Source organism: Thainema salinarum CENA647 (genome assembly GCF_057732415.1).
On sequence record NZ_JBYJZJ010000022.1, the window covers coordinates 5794444 to 5820126 of the forward strand.

Here is a 25683-nt window from a genome sequence, read left to right on the forward strand (position 1 = left end):
AAAGAGAGTCAGAGTAATAGGTGCATTATGAAAATTTCGAATGTTGTAGAGCTGCTGTTGCTGGCATCGCTTTGGGGTGGATCGTTTTTGTTTATGCGGGTGGCGGCTCCCGTACTTGGCCCAGTGTGGCTGATTGAATTTCGCGTGTTACTTGCAGGTTTGACTTTGCTGCCGCTGCTGATCCGGCTGGATCTGCTGCGTGAGGTGCGTCACCACTGGCTGCCGCTGCTGGTTGTGGGTGCATTGAATACTGCACTACCCTTTGTCCTGTTTGCGTTTGCCACGGTTTCACTACCGGCGGGATTCACCGCGATTTTGAATGCGACTGTGCCGCTGTTTGGTACCGTTGTGGCGCTCGTTTGGCTGCATGAAAAACCCACGCTACTGGGATCGATTGGTTTTGCCCTGGGGTTTACAGGCGTTGTCGTCCTGGTGGGTTGGGAGGCCATTAATGCGACGCCTGCTTTTTTAACTGCGGTCGTGGCTGGTCTGTCGGCGGCATTGATGTATGCGATCGCAGCTCCTTATATCAAGAAAACACTGGCTGGCGTTCCGTCACTGGTGATCGCTTCGGGTAGCCAACTGAGTGCAGCCTGTCTGCTTGTGCCTGTGCTGCCGTTTACTGTGCCGCTCTCCCGACCAACGACTGGCGTTGTGGCCGCAGTGATCGCGCTGGCTCTGCTATCAACGGCAGTGGCCTATGTGCTGTACTTTCGACTGATTGAAAATATTGGCCCTACTAAAACCCTGACGGTGGCCTATCTGATTCCGCTGTTTGCGATGATCTGGGGTGCGATCGCACTGGGCGAAGCAATTACAATTCCGATGATTTTAGGCTGTGGGTTGGTGTTATTAGGAACTGCGATCGCAAATGGCTTGCTGACACCCAAAGCACTGAAATTATTCGGCGAACCCAAAATATAGTAGATCCAGGGTACAGCATTCCTGAAAGCATATAAGGCTGTCAGCTACAAACTATTACGATCTCAAGTTTTTAGTGCTTTATGCAAAAGCCGTTTATCAAAATCTCAGCTCTTCTATTATCAGGTTTGCTCTCTGGCTGCCTCAGTACCACAGGTCTTGAGAGCAATTTTTGTCGTGCAGATCCCGACAATGAAATCTTGGCGAAACAGCAACAAGAAGATGAATTATTCCCCATCGCTGAAGCTGGTGCTTGGGGTTTCATTGATGTTAATGGTTATACAGCCATCACTCCACAATTCAAGGCAGTTTCTCGCTTCTCTGAAGGATTAGCAGCTTTCAAAGCTACAGATGAACGTTGGGGCTACATCAATACCAAAGGTGAAATAGTCATCGATCCAGTTTTTGATGCTGCATTTCCTTTTCATGAAAAACGAGCAGTGGTTACTGTTGACGGGAAACAGGGTTTCATTGATAAAAATGGAGCGTTTATCCTTCACCCTTTCTATACACAAGTTACACGATTTTCACAAGGTAGAGCTTTTGTTCTCATAGGAGGAAGCTGGAAGCTTATAAATCAAGATGGGGACTACGTTACAGATGACTCTTTTAAGCAAGTCAACATCTTTCGGGAAGGCTTGGCATCCTTTGTTGGATTTAATTCAGACTACGATAAAAGAGGCTATATCAACAGAGACGGAGAGATTGAGATTTTATTAGATAATGAACTTTTCGTCGATATTGAAGGGCTTGGATTTTCATATAGACGAGCACCTATATTTAGGTTGGAATCCTTTTCGCTTGCCCATATATTTTCGTCAAATACACAAAGAGAACGGGTCTATGGCTTAATAGATCAATTTGGTGAGCTGATTGTTATACCTCAATATAATTTTATAGATATCGGCTCTGAATGTATGGCCATCGTAAGTAGCAAAGACCAATATGGAGCGATTGATTTAAATGGCAATACAGTCATTCCTATGCGATACAGCTATCTTGAAGAATTTTCTGAGGGTTTAGCTCTTGCACAAAGACGGCAAGGTCAAAAATACGGCTACATTAACCTAAAAGGACAATTTGTTATTGAGCCTATTCAGGAAATCAACTCTTCGGTTTCAGCAAATCCAAATCCGAATCAAGAAACTACTCACCGGATAGACTTGCCAAGTGATAGAAATTTTTATCGTGGCAGGGCGCTCTTTAAAGACGCTAGTGGAAAATATGGCTATATCGATATGTCTGGAGAGCTTGTAATAGATCCTATTTTTGATACAGCGTTTCCATTTAGAGATGCTGATTTAGCAAAGTTTGAAAACAGAAGAGAATGGGGCTACGTCAATACTGATGGAACCATTGTCTGGCGTTCTGAAAAGAATATAGGTGCCCGTCAAGTCAACAATGAGAATGAGTAATCAGCGTTTCTTCAACGCCCGTTCCATCGCTTCCGTTACCGTTTGTACGACCTGCACGCGGGCGTGATACTTGTGATTGCCAGCGACGATATGCCAGGACGCTTGCGGGGTACTCGTGCGCTGCACCATTTGGTTGACGGCAACGTAGTATAAATCCCACTGATCGCGGTTGCGCCAGTCTTCTTCCGTCAGCTTATGCTGCTTGAACGGATCGTCGCCGCGAGACTCGAAACGCGCAAGCTGTTCTTCTTGGCTAATGTGCAGCCAGAATTTCACTAAAACATAGCCTGCGCTGGTGAGCTGGAGTTCAAACTCGTTGATTTCCTGATAAGCCCGTCGCCATTCGGTTTCAGTGGCAAATCCTTCCACCCGTTCGACCAGCACCCGACCATACCAACTGCGATCGAAGATACCAATTTGGCCCGCCCGAGGTAAGCGTCGCCAGAAGCGCCAGAGGTAGTGGTGCGCCTTTTCTTCATCCGTTGGTGCGGCAAAGGGATGCACTTTGTAGCTGCGCGGATCGAGCGTTGCCGTTAGCCGCTTGATTGCACCTCCCTTACCCGCCGCATCCCAACCTTCAAAGATGGCCAGGACAGGCACCTGCTGCTCAAAAATCCGCAACTGGAGTTCCCGCAGCTTAATTTGCGCCTCACGCAACTGCTGCTTATAGTCTTCCGGCGATAGGTTTTGCTTTAGATCCACCTGAGCTAGCAAATCTGGTTCCGCTGGCGTGAGATGAGTTTGGGGTTCTAGCTTTGGCGCAACACAGGTGATCTTTTGCCGATCGAGTGCTGTCGTCAGCGTGGCCGCCACCTGCGTCCAGACTTTCAGTTCCGCCCAGCGACTGCAATCTCCTTCCACCAGCGTCCAAGGCGCAGGGCCAGTGCTGGTATAGGTGAGCATTTCCTCGGCATATTCGGTGTACTGCTTGTAGTTTTTCTGCTGCTGCCAGTCCTCCGGGCGCACCCGCCACGCTTCCAGCGGATCGTCGGCGTATTTTTTCAGCCGCTTCTTCATCTCCTTCTTACTGAGATGAACCCAAAATTTTGCGATCGCAACTCCTTCATCGGCCAACTGGCGTTCAAAAGCATTAATATGACGCATCGCCGTCGGCACATCCTCTGCAGGCACCCGATCAAACAGCCGATCCTCCAGCACATGGGTATACCAACTGTGGTAGAACAGCGCTACGCTGCCCTTCCCCGGCAGCTTTTGCCAAAACCGCCAGAGAAACGGATACTGCTTTTCCTCCGCCGTTGGCGGCCAGATGGGATGCACCTGAAAGCCGCGTGGATCCATGCAGTCTGCGCCAATTTTGACGATATTGCCCTTACCCGCTGCCGCCCAACCTTCCAACACAATCACAAACGGCAATCCCGATTCCCAACACATTTTCTGAAGCTGCCGCAACTGCTGCATCAGCGACTTCATCTGGGTTTTATAGGTGTCTTTGTCCAGCGACAGGGACAGATCTAAGGTTTCTAACATAGTTGCTCACACCACCTACAGATGTTTGTGTTTGCGTTTGTGGGGATATTTGCGATCGCGCACCTACCCGCTACAGCCTCTCCCATCACCGTCCCATAAATCTAATACAAAGTTCCGGGCAGCACAGTTGTAGGATCTTAAAGTGATATGACAATTTGGGCATGACAGCATATTCAGCATTAGGAGGAGAACCACTGTGACAGATGCAAAACCCCTTGTTTTGGTAACTGGTGGAGCCGGATATATTGGCTCCCACGCTGTTCTAGCCCTCAAACAGGCTGGTTATGATGTCCTGATTTTGGACAACCTCGTGTATGGTCACCAAGATCTGGTCGAACAAGTCCTACAGGTTGAAATGATCGCAGGCGACACCGCCGATCGAACGCTGCTCGATCAGCTATTTGCTTCCTATAAGGTTGCCGCAGTCATGCACTTTGCTGCCTATGCCTATGTGGGTGAATCCGTCAGCGATCCGGGCAAGTACTACCAAAATAACGTTACAGGCACCCTCACCCTGCTGGAAGCCATGAATGCCGCTGGCGTGAAGAACTTCGTCTTCTCCTCCACCTGCGCCAGCTACGGCGTCCCCAAAACCAATCCCATCCCAGAAGATCATCCCCAGGATCCGATTAATCCCTACGGTCGCAGCAAATATATGGTGGAGCAAATCCTAGATGACTTTGACCATGCCTATAACCTGCGTTCCGTCCGCTTCCGCTACTTCAACGCCTGCGGAGCCGATCCGGAAGGTCGCCTCGGCGAAGACCACAACCCCGAAACTCACCTGATTCCACTCGTCCTGCAAACCGCCCTCGGCAAACGAGAGTCTATCTCCATCTTCGGCACCGACTACCCCACCCCCGACGGCACCTGCATCCGCGACTATATTCATGTAACGGATTTAGCTGACGCTCATGTGTTGGGACTCAAGTATCTGTTGAATAGTGGTGAGACAGCCATTTTCAACCTCGGCAACGGTAACGGTTTTTCCGTGCGCGAAGTGATCGACGTGGCGCGGCAGGTAACGGGACGAAACATTCCTGCGGTGGAGTGCGATCGCAGACCCGGCGATCCACCAGCTCTAGTTGGCAGCAGCGAAAAAGCCCGCTCAATTCTGGGCTGGCAGCCCCAATATGCGGATCTGCCAACGATTATTCGTCATGCGTGGAACTGGCATCAGAAGCGACATGGTTAGAAGGCTGCGCCTTTTAGTCGTTTTAGGGCGAAGTAGCGAAAATTCTGATTTGCTTGCTTAACGTTTTGGCGAAGTAGCGAAAACCCTGACTTGCTTAACGTTTTGATGGAGTAGCGAAAACCCCGTTTGTGGGGGCGGCTTGCCCCCACACCCCCGCTGGGAGACGGTTGCGTCCCCCAGCCCCCCTCCAAAAAAGCTAACGTGTTGAGTGGCAACAGATACCTGTTGGGGGTAATAGGTTTGGCGTTCCGCCAAACCCAAGAGAGTTTATGACAGGTAACGCCAGATCCTCCCCAGCAAAGCGAAGCGATTTAGTTCCACTCACCGATCACCTCGTCCGGGGGGGCCTGGGGCGTCGGAACGCACCAGTGGGGGAGCCTGAGGGGGCTAGTCCCCTCAGAAGCAGCCCTTCCTTACCCAACAAACAACCCCAACCCAATAAACATTTCCCAAAAGCCTTGAGTGAAGTGAAAGGTTGCTGAGCAACCTTTCACTTCACTCAAGGCTTTAATCCTGATAACCCAGTTTTCAATAACTCCAAAAACGCAAAAATTGCCGGCGGATGCAACGCATCCAGCCGAATAATCGCCCCCACAATCCGCTCCAGCCGATCCGGCAACTGCACCACCCTCACCCCATCCGGCAGCGTATACGCCGAAAGCTGCGGCAAAATCGCCACCCCCAACCCCTGCGCCACCATATTCAAAATCGTCGAAGTCTCCCGAAACTGATGGCGCGGCTTCAGCGTGTATCCTGCCTGCCGAAAGAACCGCTGCACATCCATATAGCAACTGTTGTCATCGGGGTAGAGAATCAGCGGCAGTTGGTTGATCTGGTTCCAGGTTAGGTTGCTGGTTGTTGATAGCGCCGTGGGATTTGACTCAATCGTTTGGGCAGCAGCAGGATCGGCACTCTCATCCCCATCAGCCTCAACTACAAAACTGGTTGGCAGCACCACCACATACTGCTCCCGCAGCATTTCAATTGTGTCGAACTCACTCGCTGTCGGCAAAAACGTAATCCCAATATCTGCCTTGCCCTCGCGCACCTCCTGCTCCACGTAGGTATAGTCATAATGCTCCGTGATCGTCACCTCAATGGCCGGAAACTGCGCCTGGAACTGAGCCACCAGCTTGGGTAATAAATGCGCTGCCGCACTGCGAAACGTAGCAATCCGCACCTCACCGCCATCTAAACCCCGATGCTGCCCCGCCCGCTGCACCACATCGTCCACCAGCGACAGGATCTGCTGAACAGGTTCCAAAATCTGCTGACCCGCCGCCGTGAGATGTGCCCCGTGCCGACCGCGCGTGACCAAAACGACACCGAGTTCTTCTTCTAAAGTTGCGATCGCATGACTGACCGACGGCTGAGTTAGCCCCAGCTGCCAAGCCGCCTCACCAAAATTGCCGCAGTCCGCCACTGCAGCCAAGGCGCGGAGTTGCGAGAGTTTAATGCCGGGATGGGTAGGCTTACTCATCAACGTTGCTGTCACCGAATTAGCCGAAAGGTGCCATTGTTCTAATCACTATAGCAATCCTATATTGGGCGCTTTATATTAGACGCTTTACGACGATGCAGCTAAACCCGAATTGGACAAGCAGCATAGGCTGGGGTCGCAGACTTCGGCGACATTGTCTGAACCGCATTCGGAACCGAAGCATGATGCACCTGGATTGGGAGCTGAATGATAAACGACGTCCCCTTACCCAGTTCCGATACGCACAGTAGCTGACCATCATGTCGTTCGGTCATAATCTGGTGGCTAATTGCCAGTCCCAACCCCGTTCCTTTACCAATTTCCTTCGTAGTGAAAAACGGATCGAACAGCTTGCGCTGCGTTTCAGGCGTCATGCCTGGCCCGTTATCCTGAATTTCAATCACAGCCTGTGCCCCTTCCACCCGAGTCACAATCGTAATACAGGCGGGTTCAGCGTGAGCCAGTTCATCCTTGGAAGATGTACGATCCATCTGCTCTTCCAAAGCGTCAACGGCATTGGTGAGAATATTCATAAACACCTGATTGAGCTGACCCACATGGCATTCCACCAAGGGCAGCGTATCGTAGGACTTAACTATTTTAATTTCAGGCCGATCTGATTTTGCTTTGAGGCGATTCCGCAAAATCATCAGCGTACTCTCTAATCCCTCGTGAATATTCACCGCCTTCAGTTCGTCATCCATACGCGAGAAGTTCCGCAGCGATTGGACAATTTTGCAGATCCGCTCCGTACCCATCCGCATAGATGCCAGCATTTTCGGCATATCTTCTTCAATGAACTCTAGGTCGCGTTCTGCGATCGCATCTGTAATCTCAGGCGCAGGTTGAGGATAAGCAGTTCGATAGAGCCGCAAAATATCGAGCAAATCCCTAGCATACTCTTCCACATAGCTGATATTGCCGTGAATAAAATTGACCGGATTATTAATTTCATGGGCAATTCCTGCCACCATTTGGCCCAAGCTTGACATCTTTTCGTTCTGCACAAGCTGGGTTTGGGTTGCCTTTAGCTGATTCAGTGTCGTCGCGAGTTCTAAATTAGCCGCTTCTAGCTGGGCCGGACTCGGCAACGATAATGCTTGTGGAATCAGATTCACGAGCTGCACCGCTGTATACACCAATACTGCCGCAGTGACCGCCCGAATCACACCCGCTAGCCAATAAGCCGGGTGCCACAGCGTCCAGATATCCATCAAGTGCCCAACACCGCAGGCAATGATAAACGCACCAAACAGCAGAAAAACACCACCAAATGCCACATCTTTTCGTTTTGAAACGAAATAAATGAGCATTACCGGAATCGAAAAATAGGCGGCAGCAATCAGAAGGTTGGCAACAACATGCAGCGTAACGAGAGCTGGTTGCCACAAGTAACACATTCCATGCGGCATGTACTGATCGGGACTAAAAACAGCATTGAAGAGTTCTAGCATGCGGATCTTTGAGAATAGGTAATTGGCGGATAACGCTCTGCGTTTTTATTCTTGGGTAGAAATCAACACAGATGGAAATCACAGTTAATGTTCCCACTTACCCCATCTCAATCAATAATTTGTCAATCAACTTATGGGCTTAAACCCAAACGACAGCTAGATTTTTCATCTATAGAGCTTTTGGCGGATTAATGAAGAAAAAATTAGCTAAACATGATTTCTTGCCCCAAAAACTCAATATTGCTTGCGGTTAATTCATCAATGAATGCAATCCAATTAAATTGTGAAAAGCGATTAATTCATATTTCTTACAATTTCTTTTGAGCGGCATACTCAAACTACATGCGTCTCAAAAGACGGAGGTCAATTACTTGTTGAAGCATAAAAGACCAAACTCAATTTGCTGGGGCCTAATCTATCGTCGTCGCCGCTAAAGTGCTGGCGGCATTGCCCAAAGCTGAACCGTTTCTCAATGCCAGCACCACCTGATCTTGCACAGCTGAGTGATTCATCATAAACGTATGCCAAACCGGCAGGTGCACGATGCGGTCATGGGGCGACAAGCGGGTTTCGCTGAGCGCGACAATGCCATCATTCACTTCATCCCCAAAGGGGCTGAGTAACCCGCGCGGGCCATTCGTACCCGCCACAATGGTGTAAGGGCTTTGTAGACCCGGTAGAGCTTTATAGAACTCTGGGCAGCTTAAATTAAAGCCGCATTGTCCGGTGTACCAGCGAAATGGAGGTAAATACCAAGCCATAGGAGCCAAGCGCGGCAACTGGTTTGGCGGGCCTAACATCACCACATGCTCTGGCTGAGGAACACCGCTTGAGCCCAGTGCAGCGCGGCTGAGGATGCCGCCTAATGAATGGGCCACGATACTATATGGGCCTTGTGCTGCGATCGCGTGTAATCGCTGCTGGAGTCGAGTTGCGATCGCATCAAATGAATCTAAAAACGCGAAGTAGCTAAAGTGCTGGGTCTGGTAACCTGCCTGCCGCAGCCGTGCTTCAAGATTCAGTAAGGATAAAGATGTACGGGCAAGACCATGAATGAGCAGTACTTGCATAAGCATCAGAATGACTTTAGTACTAAACCAAATCCAGGTTGAAAAGTAGAGTTTTCCCTGAGGGAAAACTCTACTTTTCAACCCTGTTGGGGTTTGAATATGCAGCGCCAGATCTGCAGCGTCCAAACAGCGCAAAAATATTTCAAAAACAAATAGAGAGTAATGAACTGGGTTCATTACTCTCTATTCTGCGCTTTTCTTAACTAGATGGTCAGGGAGGATTGCCGTCTGTTCTGTATTGATCGACAAGATTAATTGTCAGGCACCAACTCGGTATTCACTTCATTCACCGGGCGACGCTTGAGTTCAACGGATTCAGCACGCGGCAGTAGGTTAAACACTTCTCGCATCACATCATCAATCGGTTCAAACGCAATATTGCCAATTTCATTGAAAACCACATCCCCGGACTGATCAAAAACAAGGGTATGCGGCACCATGCCCTTGTAGTAATAACCTGGTTCTGTCTTGTCGTAGCTGGATTTTGCGGGAACAGCATCGGCAATCACAGGAATAAAATTAGCCGCTCGTCCATAGAACCCTTCTAGCTGCGAAACAACAGTGGAAAACTGCTTGCAGTCTTTGCTATCGTCCACATAAAACACTACAACAGCAGGCCTGCCTTGTTTAATGGAGGATTCTAGCGTGACGCGGGGAGGCACAAGCGCGCCATTGCCGGCATACAGCGGATAAATATTGCCATCGTAGTTATCGTCATTCAGGCCAGCCAGAGCAGGCACAGGATGCCAGCCAGCACTGAAAAGAATCAGCAGCAGACTCAGGCAAATCATCGTCACTCGGCGTCGATAGGACAACACTAAATCGAAACATGAGGCAACGGAGTGGGCCAAGGAAGCAAAAACCAATTTCATGAATGTCAAGTCAACCCAAAACTCTAAGGCAGTAAACGCAAAGACGGACTCAACCCCATGTTACAACAGCAACTTCGCCATATTAGGGGATGGACAAAGACCCCATCATTTATATCATCACTCTGGCATGATCTCATCTCTTGCCCACATCATGACTAGAGTCTGGTTCCAGCAATGACTATTATTTAGGTACTTTAGAATGTCAGGGTTGACCCTAAGCATGACTTGTTTGATGGATAAACCCCGATTCACAAGCAATCGCGCTGATCCGAACCAGTTTCAATGGTGCAGTAAGACCGTAACCAGTAAGGAGGATGTATGAGAGCAGTTCTAATGGCGGGAGGGTCTGGAACACGGCTAAGACCGCTGACCTGCGACCTACCTAAGCCGATGGTGCCGATTCTCAATCGCCCGATCGCAGAGCATATTGTTAATTTGCTTAAGCGACACGGCATCAATGAAATCATCGCAACGCTATACTACCTGCCCGATGTCATGCGGGATTATTTCCAAGACGGCAGCGATTTTGGCGTGCAGATGACCTATGCGGTTGAGGAAGATCAGCCCCTTGGTACGGCTGGCTGCGTCAAAAACATTGCAGAACTGCTAGATGATACGTTCTTAGTCATCAGCGGCGATAGTATTACGGACTTTGATCTCACTCAGGCAATTCGATTCCACAAGGAGAAAGGCTCAAAGGCAACGCTCATCCTCAAGCGGGTGCCCAATCCCATCGAATTTGGCGTCGTGATCACAGATGAGGAAAACCGTATTCGCCGCTTTTTGGAGAAACCCTCCACCAGCGAAATCTTCTCCGATACGGTCAATACCGGAGCCTATATTCTAGAGCCAGAAGTATTAGACTATCTGCCGGATAACCAAGAATCTGATTTTTCAAAAGATTTATTCCCCACTCTGCTGGCAAAAGGGGAACCCATGTTTGGCTACATCGCCGAGGGCTACTGGTGCGATGTCGGTCACTTGGATGCTTATCGGGAAGCTCAGTATGATGCCCTGCATCGTAAGGTAAAAGTAGACTTTGCCTATGAGGAGCAGTCTCCTAGTATTTGGGTGGGCGAGAACACTTATATTGATCCGACGGCTGAAGTCGAACCGCCTGTTTTAGTGGGCAGCAACTGCCGCATTGGCCCCCGTGTCCGCCTAGAAGCTGGCACGGTGATTGGCGACAATGCCACGATTGGCAACGATGCCGATTTGAAGCGTCCGATTATTTGGAATGGCGCAATTATCGGGGAAGAAACTCATCTGCGCGCCTGTGTGATTTCTCGCGGTACCCGCGTGGATCGGCGTGCTCACATTCTTGAAGGAGCAGTGATTGGTTCCCTCTCAACCGTGGGAGAAGAAGCCCAGATTAGTCCGGGTGTTCGTGTATGGCCGAGTAAAAAGATTGAGTCGGGTGCCACCCTCAATATCAATTTAATTTGGGGCAACACGGCCAAGCGCAACTTGTTCAGTCAGCGAGGTGTTGTGGGTCTTGCTAACATTGACATCACGCCAGAATTTGCGGTCAAGCTGGGTGCGGCCTATGGTTCAACCCTAAAGCCAGGAACCAGCGTAACGGTTTCCCGCGATCAGCGCAGTATTTCTCGCATGGTTTCGCGATCGCTAATTTCCGGCTTAATGTCTGTTGGCATTCATGTGCAAAATTTAGAAGCTACGGCTATTCCTGCCGCGCGGACGGTTGTGCCGACCATGACCAATGTGGAAGGTGGCGTACATGTCCGCATTCATCCCGATCGCCCGGATCAGCTCTTGATCGAATTTTTTGATAGTAAAGGGATTAATCTCTCGAAGGGCAAAGAGAAAAAGATTGAAGGGGCGTACTTTAAAGAAGATCTGCGCCGTGCCCAAATCGAAGAAATCGGCAATGTGATCTATCCCAGCCAAATTATTGACAAATACAGCACGGCCTTCGAGGGCCATCTAACGGTCAATGCGGTGCGGGATAGTAACTCCAAGGTCGTGATTGACTACGCCTATGCGGTATCGGGCGCAATTCTGCCGCAGTTGTTAGGAAAATTTGGCTGTGACGCTGTTGTGCTCAACGCGAGTCTGAGTCAAACGGCACCGACAAATGAGGATCGCGAAGAGTTGCTCACTCAACTCGGCCATGTCGTTGAGGCGCTAAAGGCGACGTTTGGCGTCCAGGTTTCAGCCAATGGTGAACAGCTTATCCTAGTGGACGAAGCGGGTAGCCAAATTCGGGGTGAAGCACTGACCGCACTGATGACCCATATGATTCTGACGGCTCATCCCCGCAGCACGATTGTGGTGCCCGTATACACCTCCAGTTCGGTTGAACAGATTGCTCGTCGTCATGATGGTCGCGTGATTCGTACCAAGGCTAATCCGACGGCGCTAATGGAAGCATGCCATACCAGTGCCAATGTTGTACTAGGCGGCAGCGGCGACATGGGCTTTATCTTCCCGCAGCTTCATCCCGGTTTTGATGCCATGTTCTGCATCGCCAAGCTAATTGAGATGCTGTCGGTGCAGAATCGCTCCTTGGCTCAAATTCGGCAAGATCTGCCGGGTGTATGCCACCGGACACAGACGGTGCGCTGTCCTTGGACGGTAAAGGGGGCACTGATGCGTCACTTGGTTGAAACTCATCCAGCGGAGAATCTGGAACTCATTGACGGAGTGAAGATCGTCAATCCATACGATGATAGCTGGGTGCTAATTCTGCCGGATGCGGGCGAACCGCTGGTGCATATCTATTCCAACAGCGAGGATGTGGAATGGATGGATACAAATTTGCGGGAATATCGTGCTCGGGTTCAGGAGTTTATTGACCAGGAACAAGGGGTCGAAGAAGGCCGAGTAGCGTAAACAAGCCTTCCGAAATCAATTGTAAAAATCGCTAACGCAAAGAAGAGGACACTTGGTGTCCTCTTCTTTGCGTTGATAGAACAAATTATACGAAGCTCGGTCAAAACCCAGTAATTTATTTTTTGTGAAAGCTTGGCTAAGCCAAGCTTTCACAAAAAATAAATTGAGTTCTCATACACGGACTTGATCCTACATATCGGCAGAGCCTTCATTCTTTAATCGTTCAATTTCGGCTCGCATGGCAGCAATTTGAGCCGTGAGTTCCTGCAAATCGGCTTGTACGGCGGGATCAGGAACAACGGTTGCAGTTGTATTGACAATTGGGTTGGGTGGTGTGCCAGAAGCTGCCGTGCTGTTAGACATGGAGCCATTCACTTGGGCAAACATTGATTCCACCATTCTGCGCGCTTCTTGCTCGGTGATTTCGCCTTTCACAGCGAGATCTTCAACTAGGCCGTCAAAGTCAGATGAGAGCTTTGACATATTCTCATCGCGCTTTTGAGCATCTTGCAGTGACTCAACCAAGGCGGTTGTTGCTCCGAGGGTAACGTGAACCCCTTTCTGGAAAAACTGGGTGATAGTATCTGGATTCATAGAGTTAAAAATCAGAACTTTCTATCGGTCTCGATACGTCTGGATGGCGAGAATGTGCGATCGCACTTTTAGCAGCATTTCGCCTTTCATTGTAGGAGGTATTTGGGAAAGGAACTGTTAGATAAGTGGCGCAATCTGAGATTGGTAGTTAGTCGCACTCAATCCTGCACCAGTGGATGCAGTTTCTGAATCGATTTGCTCTCGTAGCGCCTCAATTCGGTTTTCAGTGGTTGGATGCGTTCGCAAAAACTCTGGCGTGCCGTCCTGCTCCATCAAATTCTCAAAGAAGTTAATGGCCGCAATCGGGGCATAATCACTGGCTTGCAGAATGTCGAGGCCTACTTCATCCGCTTCATATTCAAACTCGCGCGTGTAGGGCAGTTCAACCGCAAGCTGATAGCCGATTTGAGCCAATGTACTGGAATCAATGCCAGCCGTATCGGCAATGCCCTGAGCCAGCACCTGGCGCTTGAGCTGTTCAACACTATGGCGCTCATTCACGTGGGCAATTTCGTGCGCCAAAACGGACGCAAGCTGAGCTTCATTCTCTGCGGTTCTTAACAGCCCAGTGGTGACATAAATGTAGCCACCTGGAATCGCAAAGGCATTGACTTGGTCGCTTTCCACGACTTGAAACCGATAGGGAATATCGCGGCGATCGCTTTGAGCCACAAGCCGCTCACCTATTTGCTGCACGTACTGATTCACCTGCGGATTTTCGTATGGCTGATACTGCTGCTCTAGCAACAGCCCATTAATTTGCGAACCAATTCTGACCTCTTGCTCATCCGAAATATTAGAAACCTGGATATAGCGAATGGTATTGATAATCAGATCGCCCAGACTAAAGCCCAGTACCGGATGAGCAGCAGGTGCTAGCGTCGCTTCTTGTAGCGTCACGGCGGCTGCGGGTGCAGCCACTGTGCTACTTATCAAACCAAAGGCCGCTGCTGTTGCCATCATCCAGCGCTGTAGGGGATAAGCCAGTTTGGATGACTGGGGTTCAATTGCGCAGGTTGTGGCTACCGCTTGAGCGGAAGGCTCGGGTCGAGCGGAGCGGAGATGATGTTGGGGTTGGAGATGTTGAGACTGAGACATGGGCTTTGAGGATAATTCGGGATTTAAGCAGCTCTGTACTTAGTTCTGTACTTAGGGTTAATAATTTCTAAACACCTCTATGGTGATAGGAATATGTCGCAGAATCATCCAACCGACGATTGAGCACAGCCCTCTCCTAGCGTTAGAAATTGGGGTCTGGAGTGAGGGGTACTGGGTTCTAGGTTTTAGGTTTTGGGTGGTAGGTGCTGAGTCTTTACAGCCTTCTACCTACTAGACCTTATCGGAAATTGTTTTGTAGCGCGGCTGAGTCGCGCTACAAAACAATTTCCAACCTCAAAAACTTTATTTCCAATAAAGTCTACTGACGCTGACTCCTCAGCACGTTGCTTTCAAAATAAGACCGCGTAAGGATGCGATGCTCCCTTACGCGGTCAAATGTTTGTTAATTCTACTGATATAGACTTTTAGAACCGGAACTGGGTTTGTAAGTTGCCTACAAAAATAGTCGGGTTGTCGTCGAAGTTGTTGGGATTTGCGATCGCATAAAAGGACGGAATCAAACTAATGTTGCTGGTCAGCGGATAGAAGTAGGACAGTTCAAATTCATATTGAACTCCGCCATCACCACCACCAGAGACCAGGTAGTTGCGGCCTTCCAGAGTGGCAAACGGCTTCAGGTAAGAAAATGTCATCAGGGCTCCTTCCCTGAATAGATCCGGGAAGGCAACGCCGAGTTGGACAGATTGGCCAGATACGATGCCATCGGGGCGCAGTGGGCTGACGATGACGGGATTTACATCAATCTCGCCATAGGTGTAGCGGCCAAAGAGTCCCACCCAGTCCGTGACTAGCCAGTCGAAGTTGACCAAGAACGTATTGGCATAGGCATCATGAACAGGGCCACCAAAGCCATCGTCGATGAAGCCATAAATCGGTTCACCTAGGGAACCACCGACGAAGCCGTTAACGGCATTCATCCGCGATCGCGTATACATGCCGCGCAGGGTAAAGTCACCAATCGAGAAATCCAGTTCTGCAGTGATGGTATATGTCCCGCCAAACAAGCCTTCACCGGGATCATTGGCGGTATTAAATAGCGGGGCGGATAGAAATTCGGTGCTTTCACCCAGGTAGCCCAGCGTCAGCTCAAAATTGTCGTTAATCAACCACTCTAAAACGGCACCTGCGCCTCGATCTACAGTGTTCACCAAAGAGCCACCACTGGAGTTGAAGCTGTTGGCACCCGTGAGGAAGAAGGTGAAGCGGTTGTTGTCGAAATGGCGATACCAGTTGATGCGGGGGCCAACCGTTAGCTGGATATCACTGGTAACCGGGAATGAGTAGAACGCTTCCCGTAGGATGACCTGATCGCCGCTGTCTTGCAGCGTAAACGGTACGCCAAAGGTATTAAATAAACCCGCCGAAGCAAAGGTGTTGGCGGGTGCGACACCGCCACCGACAGCCAACTGTAGATTGAGCAGATCGCGCCCAGTAAATGAGGTATTCAGATTCAGCCAGACCAAATGGTTGAAGATAATCTCCGGATCATCTGTAATCAGACGTGTGACTGGCTCCCCTGTGAGTGGATCGCGAGCAGGTGTGAAGACACTCGTTCCTTCCGCTAAAACGTCGCCGTCAGCCCAGGCCCCATTGACATGAAAAAAGGTCAAGCCATTTAGCTTAGTCGTGGTTGAAAACTGATTGTCTTCCAGGAAAATAACGCGGCTTTCTAGCGCATCCACCCGACCCCGTACTTCAACTAGCTCGGCAGCAAACTCATCCTGAAGCTGACGAATAGTAGCGAGATCCTCTTCTGTTAAGCCCCCTAGGCCCGCAATTTCCAGAACCCGATCTAAGCAAGCATTCAAGCCTGCGGCAAACTCGTAGCGGGTCAGGGAACGATTACCGCGAAATGTACCGTCGGGATAGCCTGCAATACAGCCGTAGCGTTCCACCAAAGATTGCAGCGCCTGAAACGCCCAGTCGGTCGGCTGTACGTCAGATAGCTGGGAAACCGATGTCACCTGATTCATTGATCCGGCTAGACCAATCCCCATTGGCTCCAGCAGTACCTCCTCCCCCTGCTGGATTTGCGTCGCGTCAAACTCCATGGAGCCTAGAGCTTCTGGCTCTAATTCAGCTAAATCAATTGAGGGAACTGCGTCTAATCCGTCTCCACCTACTGTATTTGCAGAATTTACCGATGCGTTTACCGATGCGTTGATCGGCGCGGTTTCCACATTCGATATATCCGTGTTGGCCTCTGTGTCTGGGCTGAGCACGTCTAGGTTGAATACATCGGAGCTGGATACATCAGACACATCAGATAGCGCAGCGCCCGCCGAATTCACGGTCGAATTCACGGTCGAAACGGTGGCGTCATCTGCCACTATCGCCTCTGCCTCAACGAGAGAATTAACTGGGGCATCAATCGGCTGAATTGGCTTCAATGCCTCGATATTAGCGGCATCTGTCTGAGTTGAAGCGGCGGGTTCAGTTGCGATCGCAGTTGACTGACCCAGGGATAAAACCAAACTGAACGCTAGCGCTTGAGTCCACCAGGGAAGTGGAAAAAACTTCGGCAAATTTGCCTGCATTGTTATCTTCCTCACACCATCGATACTTAAAAGTTGAATTTTAAGCTATCAGAGCCAAATTTCAGAAAGTGTAGTGTGTGAAACAGCATTGAAAGGAATGAATTTATATGTTCACGGTTAAATCACATTTCTAAACCCTGATGAACCACACTGTGTTCAATCGTAGGTAGCCGTCATCAAATCGCGATTTTTGCTGTGTCGGTATTGCCTCCACGACAGAAATCACGGCCTTTTGAGAGCTATCCAACCGTGTTTGTTGCTCCTAAATTGATTAAATTTTATTGAGGAATTTACTTGCTAATTTGCTTGTCAATTTATCTACCAACTTGTTGATCAACGCGGAGGCATCAGCGCCGATTAATTATCTAACTAGCTTTAATTTGCTCCTTGCAATCGTGGAGGGTTTTGGAGCGAATCAAATCACGTGTTTAAAGCCATTCAGTCTGAGTTCATTCAGGTGTTTGATTTACATCAGGATAGTTATCACATGACAAGCGAACAAGAAATCCAAATGATCGAGGAAGCGGAAGCAGATGCGATCGCGGCTGCGGGTTCAGCCGATTTAATTTACGGCCTCGAAGACAGACCGCCAGTCCGTGATGCCATCTTCGCAGCCGTTCAGCACGTGCTCGCGATGTTTGTCGGCATTATTACCCCACCGCTGATCATCAGCGGCGCATTAGGGCTGGAGCCAGTGGCTGCGACCTATATTGTCAGCATGTCGCTGTTTATTTCGGGCGTCGCCAGTTTCATTCAAGCGCGTCGGTTTGGCCCACTTGGATCAGGACTACTCAGCATTCAGGGCACCAGTTTCACCTTTCTTGGCCCCATCATTGCTACTGGTCTAGCAGCCATTGAGGGTGGTACAACACCAGAGGCCGCATTGGCTACCATTTTCGGTGTATGCTTCGTCGGTGCATTTATCGAGATGGCGCTGAGCCGTTTCCTCGATTTAGCTCAGCGGATCATTACTCCATTGGTTACGGGAACCGTGGTAACACTGATTGGCCTAACGCTGATTAACACAGGCATGATCAGCATTGCAGGTGGCGTACCGGCTCAAGGTACGGATGCCTTTGGCAGTCCCACCAACCTGGGTTTAGCCGCAATGGTACTGGTGATTATCATCGTGCTCAACATTGCCCGCAATCCGTTTCTCCGGATGGCCTCAGTTGCGATCGGTCTCATCGCAGGCTACGTCGTCTCTATCCCCTTGGGCTTAGTCAATTTCAGCAACTTAAGCGGTTTGCCCTTGTTTTCGTTCCCGATTCCATTCCGATTTGGGTTCGGGTTCAACTTCGGCTCCTTTATTCCCTTTATCTTTCTGTACCTGATCACCACCATTGAATCGATTGGCGACATGACGGCGACTTCAGTGCTAACCAATCAGCCAATCCGAGGGCCGCTTTATTTCCGCCGCATCAAAGGCGGCGTTTTGGGCGATGGCTTCAATTCCGCGTTGGCAGCAGTGTTCAACACTTTTCCAAACACCACGTTTAGCCAAAATAACGGAGTGATTCAACTTACAGGTGTGGGTAGCCGCTATGTTGGCTACTATGTTGCAGCCATTTTGGCGCTGTTGGGACTGTTTCCCATTGTCGGCGGTGTATTTCAGGCGATTCCGCAGCCCGTTTTGGGCGGTGCCACCATTATCATGTTTGGCTCAGTCGCAGTGGCAGGCTTGCGGATTATCTCTACCGTTGAAATCGATCGGCGAGCAGCGATTATCCTGGCGGTTTCACTCGGTTTGGGTCTTGGCGTCACGTTTGTTCCTGAAGCGCTCGATCAGACGCCAAGCTTGGTCAAGAGTATCTTCGCGTCGGGTATCACCACGGGCGGCATGTCGGCACTGATCTTAAATCTGATTTTGCCTGGACGAAATTAATTCTTGGATCTTGCACAACACAGCAAAAAAAGAGCGCTGAAACCTAGGGTTTTAGCGCCTTTCTTTATGAGATCTAGCTCTCAGTCTGATTCCTAGCGGTTTAGGCCACAAGATAGTTGAGTCCACCGACCAGGATCACCAAACCAGCCCAAGCAAATGAACCCAACAAAATAAGACGCTTGGATTGTTCCCAGTTTGAAGGGGAGGCGTAGGCCACTGGCACACCGACTACCATTACGAAGGACAAAATGACCAGAGCCGTTAATGCGAGTTGAAACAGAATTGTTAACATCGTTTCCCTTTCCAATACACAGCAGAGCAGTGAACCTGCATTTTTCAATTGAGACAGTTGGCAGGGAACTTAGCTGGATACAGTCCCGGCTAAATTATCCCTAAAGATTCTTGCTTCTAATAATCTACCCTGAAGCGGATCAATCGCATAGATGTTGGGTGGGTTGGAAGGTAGGGAACGGAGAGCAGGGAGTGGGGAGTGAGAGGTTGTAAAGGGAGTCGAGGGTGGAAGGGCTGTGTAGGAAATGCATGCCGTAGGGTGCATTCGCGCAATAATGCACCACGCCCAAAGGTGAGAAAGCGAGAGATACAGCAATAAAGGAAGTGCCGCAGTTCTCAGGGGTTCAGGAGATTAGAGTCTTGGGGCTGTTGGGAGGTTATAGAATCTTGGGATTGCTCGAATGTGCCGTTGAGCCAGTTTTGCTGGTCGATGCTGTTTTGGGCGATGACGACATAGCCCTTGGTGTGGCGTTCGATGACGAGGACTTTTGCGCCGCGTCGAAGAGAAATTTGAGCCCAGGTAGGTAAAACAGCGCTGACGGTAACGAGGTTGTGAGCAGCGTCGTACACATCAATTTGGCCAATTTTGCCGGAGTCACTGAAGGGAATAGAGGCCGAGATGACGGTGCCGAGGCAGCCAATTAAGCGATCGCAACTGGAGTCTTCTGTAAAGGAAGCAAAAATGCGGCCAATGGGGCGAGCAATCAGGCCACCGACATTGAGCGCAATGATTAAAGACAGGATGAGAATGCCAATTTCTGCGATCGCACCGCCAATTTCGCCCATCAGGCCAGCAATAACGACATTCAGCGTCCAGCCAGCCAACCCCCAGAGGCAGAGGTCAAGGGCGATCAGCAGAATCAGCGGCGCTTTGCCAATGCCGAACCAGCCGAGCACTTGGGCGGTGCCGAAGTCACCGTTGCTATCAACATCGCCATCGGCATCCAAATCTAGGAGCTGACTGCCGCCCGCATCCACCTCGGCATCTAGATCAAAATCGGCATCAATATCCGCATCCACGTCCATATCGGCGTCTAAGTCATCGTCGCCGCCACCGGACAAGATGACAAAGAGAAACAAAACGACACCGGAACCGAGAAAAATCCAATAGGGCAAATTCGCCAGCGCAAAGAGCATAAACAGTCTGTCCTAGTAAGTTGTAACCTGTAGCGCTTAATCTCCCAGCATCCCCAAAATAGCCAGATCAATGCTAAATGTCGGCAAGCTGATATGGTTTGTAACGTGCCTAAATGAGAATCAAAAGAGATATTTCGCTGCGGTCAGACCGTGAATACCTAACTCTTTTGGCTGACTAGAATGTCTATCCTAATCACTATCTCTGTTTCGATAACTATTGCGAAAGCTTTACGGAATAAGGGCTTCAGGAACCAGGAGGACTAACAACACGTTCCTCAATGCCATATATCAACATTCATTGCAGTGCGTGAATGATGTCTAAGTATTTCGACTTAACCAGATACAATAATTGATAATGAAATTGAGTCAGGAAATCACTACATTCAATTCCATTTGATTTTGTTTACAACCTAAAACTGGCTCAGTGTCACTCATCTTGTGGGTTCTGTATTTGTTGTTTTGTCGAAGTGTTTGATTAATCTGTGATCTGCGATCGCACCGCTTGATTGCAAAACCAAATATTCCAGCGTCATCAGCAACGATTCTAAGCAACTACCCTACAGAACAGGCGATTCGGCTCTCGGGCCTGCGCGTACGTCTATCTAATCGATTTTGTCACCATTGATCTGTTATTGATGGGCTCTGCAAGCAATCGGTTGAGGTAGAGGTCGATCCTGCGATCGCAGCTTTTAAGCCAATGATGACCAACAGCCGAACCGTCAATCTGCTAGCAATCCGCTGTCAGGAGACACGCCAGTATGAACTTTACATCATTATTTTCTGCTACGCCCACCGTTATACCTGCATCAACGACAACTACATCCGTTGCAAATATAGCCACCGCTAAAGCTAAACGGCCAACAACGACCGCTCAGCCGGACAGTGTGGAATGCTCTAGAGTCCGCTACTCCATTGACATGATCCGCGATGAAGTACGCCACCTGGTGCAGCAGGGCAAGCTCAGTCGCTATCAGCCGCTTTACGCGCTGTGCCAATACGTTCCGGCACGAGAATGGGTCTGCATTGAGCAAACCCTGGAGGAGCATGAGTTCTTGCTGCGGGAGCAAATTTTGGATTTAATCGGTCGTGAAGATTGGGAAAATGACTAGCATCTTCCCGTAGGATCTTCACTGATAGTTGGGTAACAAACGGATATGGAATTTTTGAGCGTTTTGTTGTCGGTGCTGCTGGGCATTTTGTCACCGGGCGGCTTTGCTGTGGATCAAATCGTGGAGGATGCGATTCGCGCAAACGTCAACCAGATCGAAACCTTGGATGTCCGTATCGACAACACGCCCAGCTTTCAACTGGTTCAGGGCAAAGTCAACAAAATTCGAATTGCCGGATCCGGAATCTATCCCATACCGAATCTGCGAATTGCCACAGTCGAAGTGGAAACCGATCCGATTGACGTTAATATTCGCAGCGTCCGACAGGGGCACATTCAGTTTGACCAACCGTTTCAATCGGCAGCACGGGTAACACTGACGGCTGAGGACATCAACCAGCTTCTTCGGTCGCCTCGCTTTACTGAAACTGTGCGTAGTTTTAGTCTGCGGTTTTTGAGCGCGCCACAAGCGATTCGGGCACAGCAGTATGAGTTCTTAAACCCCAGCGTGACGTTTTTGCCCAATGGCCGCATCTTAGGCGAAGTCTCGATTCGAGATACGCGATCACAAGAGCAGCTTGATATTGAACTGGAAACGGGACTGAACATTGTGGAAGGCCGACAGCTCCAGCTCGTTGATCCACGCATTGTGGCCAATGGGGAAGCGGTTCCCCAGCAGTTTATTAATGCGCTTTCAGAGGGAATCAGCCGTCGTCTGGATCTGCGATCGCTACAGGAGCAGGGCATTACTGTTCGCATTTTGCAGTTGAACATTCAGCCAGAACAGATTGAAGCAATCGCCTTTGTTCGAGTTGAGCCTGAAACGACTCTTTCCGGAAAATAAGTCACTGAGCGTGTAGATCAAGATCTAAAGATCTATAAGAGGAAGCTCCCATGGAAAGCCGTCATCGCACACATCGCATTCCCTTGGGCGTCGTGGCTGGGCTTTCAGCGGTTGTCGTTGCCGTGGGTGGCAGCACAGCCTGGTTGACTTGGCATTCGCTCACCTCAGTTGAGTCAAATTCGACCGTTACCGCAACTGATCCAACCTCAAATGCTCCCGATACTCCAATTGCAGCGGTTGAACAAACGGTACAGCTCTACTGGCTAGAGGATACCGGCCAAAGCTTAACCCTCAGTCCCGCCGACATCACCATCCAGGGCGAAAGCCAGCCTGAAGATCTACTAACGACTGCGTTCAATGCCCTTCTAACCGGGCCGGATTCCACCAACGCATTCTCCACAATTCCGCCCGGAACTCAGCTACTGGACTTACGGGTTGAACCAGACGGAATTCATGTCGATTTATCGAATGAATTTGGACTCGGTGGTGGCAGTGCAGCCATGTCTGGTCGATTAGGGCAAGTTCTCTACACAGCGACTGCGCTGGATGCCGATGCGCCCGTCTGGATTTCGGTAGAAGGTCAACCGCTAAAAGTACTCGGTGGCGAAGGTCTGATTGTTGAACAGCCGATGACCCGCAGCGATTTTGAGCGGGAATTTCAGCTCTAGGGTGTGGCAATTACATCAAGTCCGCCTATAAGAACCCAATTTATTATTTGTGAGACGCCTGCTGACAAGCGTCTCACAAACAACGAATCATAGGGGTTAGTCTACTGCTTGCTGGCCAGGCTAAAGGCGCGGAAGTGCTGGGCCTGTTGCTCAATGCGGGTCGCTAAGCGATCGCAAACCAGATTACACAGTTCAAAAATCAAATCGTCAGAAACGCTGTAGTAGGCAGATGTGCCTTCGCTTCGGCGGCTGAGGATGCCAGCTTGCAGCATCACTTTCAAGTGCTTTGAAACATTAGCCTGACTCGTTTCAGTGGCTTCAACGAGTTCTTGTACGCATTTTTCACCATCGCGCAGCAGGTTTAGTAACCGTAAACGCATGGGTTCGCCCAACACACTAAAGTATTCAGCAACCTGTTGTACAACCTCGGCTGAAACGGGTTCCTTTGGAGTCATGCCAATTTACCCTTAAACACGATCCTTTTATCGTAGCAGTTTAATAGTTAATGCCAATACAGTGATGATTGGCTCACACAAATCAAATCATGAAACTAGGGGACAATCTCACCGATTGGAACGGTAAGATTGCCCCCTGAGTTTTGATCAACGAGATTGGTTAGACTAAGTCTCTACTCGCTTTCAACTTGCAGTCGCTGCATCATGAAGCGAACAGAGTTTTCATAACCTTCGTCTTCCATTGCCATAGGTGAGAGACGGCCAGATTCGACACCTGCTGCAATCAGGTCTTCTGCATCCGTATCACCAAGTTCAATGTTTTGCAGCAGCGTGCTGTAGCTTTCAATGCCCTGGTCTTCCAGATAGCCGCTGTAAGCAAGGTAGGTTAGCTCAAACGGGCTGGTGCGATAGCCAGACATGTCGTTTGCCTCGTCACGACGAGAGAAATCATCGTAGACGCTGGGCGTATTAGAATCCATCTCGTAGTTGTTGTCACCCGTGTTGGCATCATCTACGTTGGGGGTGTCATAGGTATAACCTGGGCCACCATCAGATGGATCACCATAAACTTGGGTATCCTGTTCTGCTTTAACTGCTGTCGCAGTACCTGCTACAGCAATCTCAAACAGGACATGAACAGTAACCATACATGAAGGCTTTCTCAAAGATGAAGGTTTGCAGATGAGTCGCCAGATAAAAGAGGAGTTTGACCGAGCGAAAGGAGTGGCACAAGCGGGCAAATTTACGACTAAATCGCTTGGCCTGTAACCAAACATCTTCGACCGGATTTTGCTCGGGTGCATTAGGCGCAAGCTGAATGCAAGTGAGTTTCCAGTGCTGCTCTCGAGTACCATGATTCTGTTGACTCAGGTAGTTGCGAACCACCTTGGAACGGTGGTAGCTGGCTCCATCCCAGATGATGAAAAAGCGAGTGGACTCATCATACTGAGATTGAAGATACTTCAGAAAGGCCACGGTATTGTGCTGATTGCCTGCCTCATACTCATGAATAACAAAGCTCTTGCTCAAATAGTCCAAGGCTCCATAGTAGGTCTGCCGCTCTCGAATGGAGGCAATGGGGATGTCCACTCGCTGATTGCGCCGACTCCATCCATATCCACGGAGGTCTCCCCAGAGCAGATGGCACTCATCGAGAAACATCACTCGCACCTGCCCACTGGCAATCTCGGCTCGCCACTGGACCAGCAACTGTTGAATCTCGGCTTTTTTGCCTCGACTTTGGCCTCCTCTTGGCCCGGATGCACCGAGTGGGATTTCTTCCAGCTAAACCCTGCGTCTTTGAGCAGTTGGGTATAGCTTTGGGCTGAGCGATAGAGCACTCCATAGCGCTCTTCAATCTGCTCAACAAGCTCCTCTAGTGTCCACCAGTTTTTCTGCTGCAACCACTCAAAGATGTCCTGTTTCTGCTCGGCGCTTAAATAGCCTTGGGTGCCCCAGTAGTGGGATTTCAGTCCCTCGACTCCTCGCTCTTCATAGCGCTGGTGACTCGCACTAATAAATCCCAGAGAAACCTGTAGGATATCTCGGATCGCCCGATAGCTTTGACCTCTCTGGTGCAGTTGCACGGCCAAGGCGCGTTTCAGTTCTTGGGCAGAGGGATTACTTTGGATAAATTCTTCCAGGGAGGTCATGGCTGATTTACTTCGGTGAGGATAACTCTTTATTCTATTCTCCCTCGTTCATTACCTATTTGTGATTGCTGTACAGCAAGTACAGAAAGTATTCCGATAAATAGGCGTTTCATATGTAGTCTCCTAATCTGCGTCGTTTAGTTGGCCTGAACTGCTCATGACTAGACATTTCGAGCAATGTGTAATGCAGTCAGTACTCAGAATTTTCCACTCAAACTTCTCTGCTCAAACCTGATGGAAAAACACCAGCATTTGTCCAAGCTAGGTGCAACCAGTCTCAAGATCGAAAAGAAGGATATAGAAAAATCTGAACACTGCCACAACCTTGTCATTCGCTTGTTTGCAGCAACCGAACACTCTTATCGTGACAAATAGCGTCTAAAACGTTATCTCCCGCACTAAGTAACCTGCTTCGCTGTTAGTTCGGTCAATAGTCACAGCAATGAATCATTCTATTGGGCATGGTTAATCATGCGCATTCGATATTACACGCTATATCTAGTAGTCTGTCAGCTTTGTTTTGATAGTTCCCAGGGTTGAGGAGTCGCGCAAGGCGCGACTCCTCAACCCTCAATCCAAACCTGACACAGCACTAGTGCGGGTTGGGGTACTGGTTTGGCAAGATGTCAAGTGAGAACCAGTATG

The 25683-nt window shown here is 49.7% G+C and carries 22 protein-coding genes; 8 read left to right on the forward strand and 14 right to left on the reverse strand.

From position 1 onward, the window contains the following. Window positions 1–27: 27 nt before the first annotated feature. The gene (locus tag AC286M_RS32160; RefSeq protein WP_488208288.1) at window positions 28–924 is read left to right on the forward strand and encodes a DMT family transporter; all 897 of its coding nucleotides are present in this window, start codon (window positions 28–30) and stop codon (window positions 922–924) included. An 80-nt stretch (window positions 925–1004) separates the two neighbouring features. Then, on the forward strand, window positions 1005–2336 hold the full coding sequence (locus AC286M_RS32165; RefSeq protein WP_488208289.1) for a WG repeat-containing protein: 1332 nt from the start codon (window positions 1005–1007) through the stop codon (window positions 2334–2336). On the opposite strand, the gene pap is transcribed toward AC286M_RS32165, so the two are convergent. Next, complete coding sequence (gene pap, locus AC286M_RS32170; RefSeq protein WP_488208290.1) at window positions 2337–3824, reverse strand: polyphosphate:AMP phosphotransferase; 1488 nt, start codon at window positions 3822–3824, stop codon at window positions 2337–2339. A gap of 196 nt (window positions 3825–4020) precedes the next feature. Between pap and galE the strand changes: the two genes are divergently transcribed. Beyond that, a complete protein-coding gene (galE, locus tag AC286M_RS32175; RefSeq protein WP_488208291.1) occupies window positions 4021–5019 on the forward strand; it encodes a UDP-glucose 4-epimerase GalE in 999 nt (332 codons plus the stop codon). A gap of 499 nt (window positions 5020–5518) precedes the next feature. Here the strand turns inward: galE and AC286M_RS32180 are convergent, their stop codons facing one another. From AC286M_RS32180 to AC286M_RS32195, 4 genes are all read right to left on the reverse strand, one after another. Further along, entirely contained in the window at window positions 5519–6499 is a 981-nt protein-coding gene (locus AC286M_RS32180) for a LysR family transcriptional regulator (protein WP_488208292.1), read from the reverse strand. 101 nt (window positions 6500–6600) lie between these two features. Further along, window positions 6601–7953, reverse strand: coding sequence for a sensor histidine kinase (locus AC286M_RS32185; RefSeq protein WP_488208293.1), 1353 nt, complete (start codon window positions 7951–7953; stop codon window positions 6601–6603). 410 nt (window positions 7954–8363) lie between these two features. Further along, window positions 8364–9029: an alpha/beta hydrolase gene (locus AC286M_RS32190; protein ID WP_488208294.1), complete on the reverse strand. Its 666-nt coding sequence runs from the start codon at window positions 9027–9029 to the stop codon at window positions 8364–8366. Between the two features lie 245 nt (window positions 9030–9274). Continuing rightward, window positions 9275–9838 carry a thylakoid membrane photosystem I accumulation factor gene (locus AC286M_RS32195; RefSeq protein ID WP_488208295.1) on the reverse strand — a complete coding sequence of 188 codons (564 nt, stop codon included), beginning with the start codon at window positions 9836–9838 and terminating at the stop codon, window positions 9275–9277. Window positions 9839–10213: 375 nt separating this feature from the next. On the opposite strand from AC286M_RS32195, the gene AC286M_RS32200 reads away from it, so the two are divergent. Next, window positions 10214–12748, forward strand: a complete 2535-nt coding sequence (locus AC286M_RS32200; protein ID WP_488208296.1) for a sugar phosphate nucleotidyltransferase — start codon at window positions 10214–10216, stop codon at window positions 12746–12748. 189 nt (window positions 12749–12937) lie between these two features. On the opposite strand, the gene AC286M_RS32205 is transcribed toward AC286M_RS32200, so the two are convergent. The 3 genes from AC286M_RS32205 to AC286M_RS32215 form a co-directional block, all read right to left on the reverse strand. Then, entirely contained in the window at window positions 12938–13342 is a 405-nt protein-coding gene (locus tag AC286M_RS32205; protein WP_488208297.1) for a hypothetical protein, read from the reverse strand. A gap of 117 nt (window positions 13343–13459) precedes the next feature. Then, on the reverse strand, window positions 13460–14440 hold the full coding sequence (locus AC286M_RS32210) for a M48 family metallopeptidase (RefSeq protein ID WP_488208298.1): 981 nt from the start codon (window positions 14438–14440) through the stop codon (window positions 13460–13462). A 425-nt stretch (window positions 14441–14865) separates the two neighbouring features. Further along, window positions 14866–16998, reverse strand: coding sequence for an iron uptake porin (locus AC286M_RS32215; RefSeq protein ID WP_488208299.1), 2133 nt, complete (start codon window positions 16996–16998; stop codon window positions 14866–14868). Window positions 16999–17422: 424 nt separating this feature from the next. On the opposite strand from AC286M_RS32215, the gene AC286M_RS32220 reads away from it, so the two are divergent. Beyond that, window positions 17423–18883 carry a nucleobase:cation symporter-2 family protein gene (locus tag AC286M_RS32220; protein WP_488208300.1) on the forward strand — a complete coding sequence of 487 codons (1461 nt, stop codon included), beginning with the start codon at window positions 17423–17425 and terminating at the stop codon, window positions 18881–18883. 100 nt (window positions 18884–18983) lie between these two features. Here AC286M_RS32220 and psbZ read toward each other — a convergent pair whose 3' ends face one another. Further along, window positions 18984–19175 (reverse strand): photosystem II reaction center protein PsbZ, encoded by a 192-nt coding sequence (gene psbZ / locus AC286M_RS32225; RefSeq protein ID WP_488208301.1) that lies wholly within the window; start codon window positions 19173–19175, stop codon window positions 18984–18986. Window positions 19176–19510: 335 nt separating this feature from the next. Then, window positions 19511–20311 (reverse strand): DUF1449 domain-containing protein, encoded by an 801-nt coding sequence (locus AC286M_RS32230; RefSeq protein WP_488208302.1) that lies wholly within the window; start codon window positions 20309–20311, stop codon window positions 19511–19513. Window positions 20312–21069: 758 nt separating this feature from the next. Between AC286M_RS32230 and AC286M_RS32235 the strand changes: the two genes are divergently transcribed. The 3 genes from AC286M_RS32235 to AC286M_RS32245 are packed head-to-tail and all read left to right on the forward strand — an operon-like array spanning window position 21070 to window position 22931. After that, the gene (locus tag AC286M_RS32235) at window positions 21070–21420 is read left to right on the forward strand and encodes a DUF4327 family protein (RefSeq protein ID WP_488208303.1); all 351 of its coding nucleotides are present in this window, start codon (window positions 21070–21072) and stop codon (window positions 21418–21420) included. A 45-nt stretch (window positions 21421–21465) separates the two neighbouring features. Further along, window positions 21466–22263 carry an LmeA family phospholipid-binding protein gene (locus tag AC286M_RS32240; protein ID WP_488208304.1) on the forward strand — a complete coding sequence of 266 codons (798 nt, stop codon included), beginning with the start codon at window positions 21466–21468 and terminating at the stop codon, window positions 22261–22263. A 50-nt stretch (window positions 22264–22313) separates the two neighbouring features. Beyond that, the gene (locus tag AC286M_RS32245) at window positions 22314–22931 is read left to right on the forward strand and encodes a GerMN domain-containing protein (RefSeq protein ID WP_488208305.1); all 618 of its coding nucleotides are present in this window, start codon (window positions 22314–22316) and stop codon (window positions 22929–22931) included. A 101-nt stretch (window positions 22932–23032) separates the two neighbouring features. Here AC286M_RS32245 and AC286M_RS32250 read toward each other — a convergent pair whose 3' ends face one another. The 4 genes from AC286M_RS32250 to AC286M_RS32265 all read right to left on the reverse strand — a co-directional run bounded on the left by AC286M_RS32250 (window position 23033) and on the right by AC286M_RS32265 (window position 25038). Further along, window positions 23033–23386 carry an ArsR/SmtB family transcription factor gene (locus tag AC286M_RS32250; protein ID WP_488208306.1) on the reverse strand — a complete coding sequence of 118 codons (354 nt, stop codon included), beginning with the start codon at window positions 23384–23386 and terminating at the stop codon, window positions 23033–23035. 173 nt (window positions 23387–23559) lie between these two features. Further along, the gene (locus tag AC286M_RS32255; RefSeq protein ID WP_488208307.1) at window positions 23560–24033 is read right to left on the reverse strand and encodes a hypothetical protein; all 474 of its coding nucleotides are present in this window, start codon (window positions 24031–24033) and stop codon (window positions 23560–23562) included. After that, window positions 24008–24595 carry a transposase gene (locus AC286M_RS32260; RefSeq protein ID WP_488203438.1) on the reverse strand — a complete coding sequence of 196 codons (588 nt, stop codon included), beginning with the start codon at window positions 24593–24595 and terminating at the stop codon, window positions 24008–24010. The genes AC286M_RS32255 and AC286M_RS32260 overlap by 26 nt, the downstream gene beginning before the upstream one ends. Further along, entirely contained in the window at window positions 24547–25038 is a 492-nt protein-coding gene (locus AC286M_RS32265; protein WP_488203817.1) for a helix-turn-helix domain-containing protein, read from the reverse strand. Before AC286M_RS32265 ends, AC286M_RS32260 begins: the two co-directional genes overlap by 49 nt. Window positions 25039–25683 lie beyond the last annotated feature (645 nt).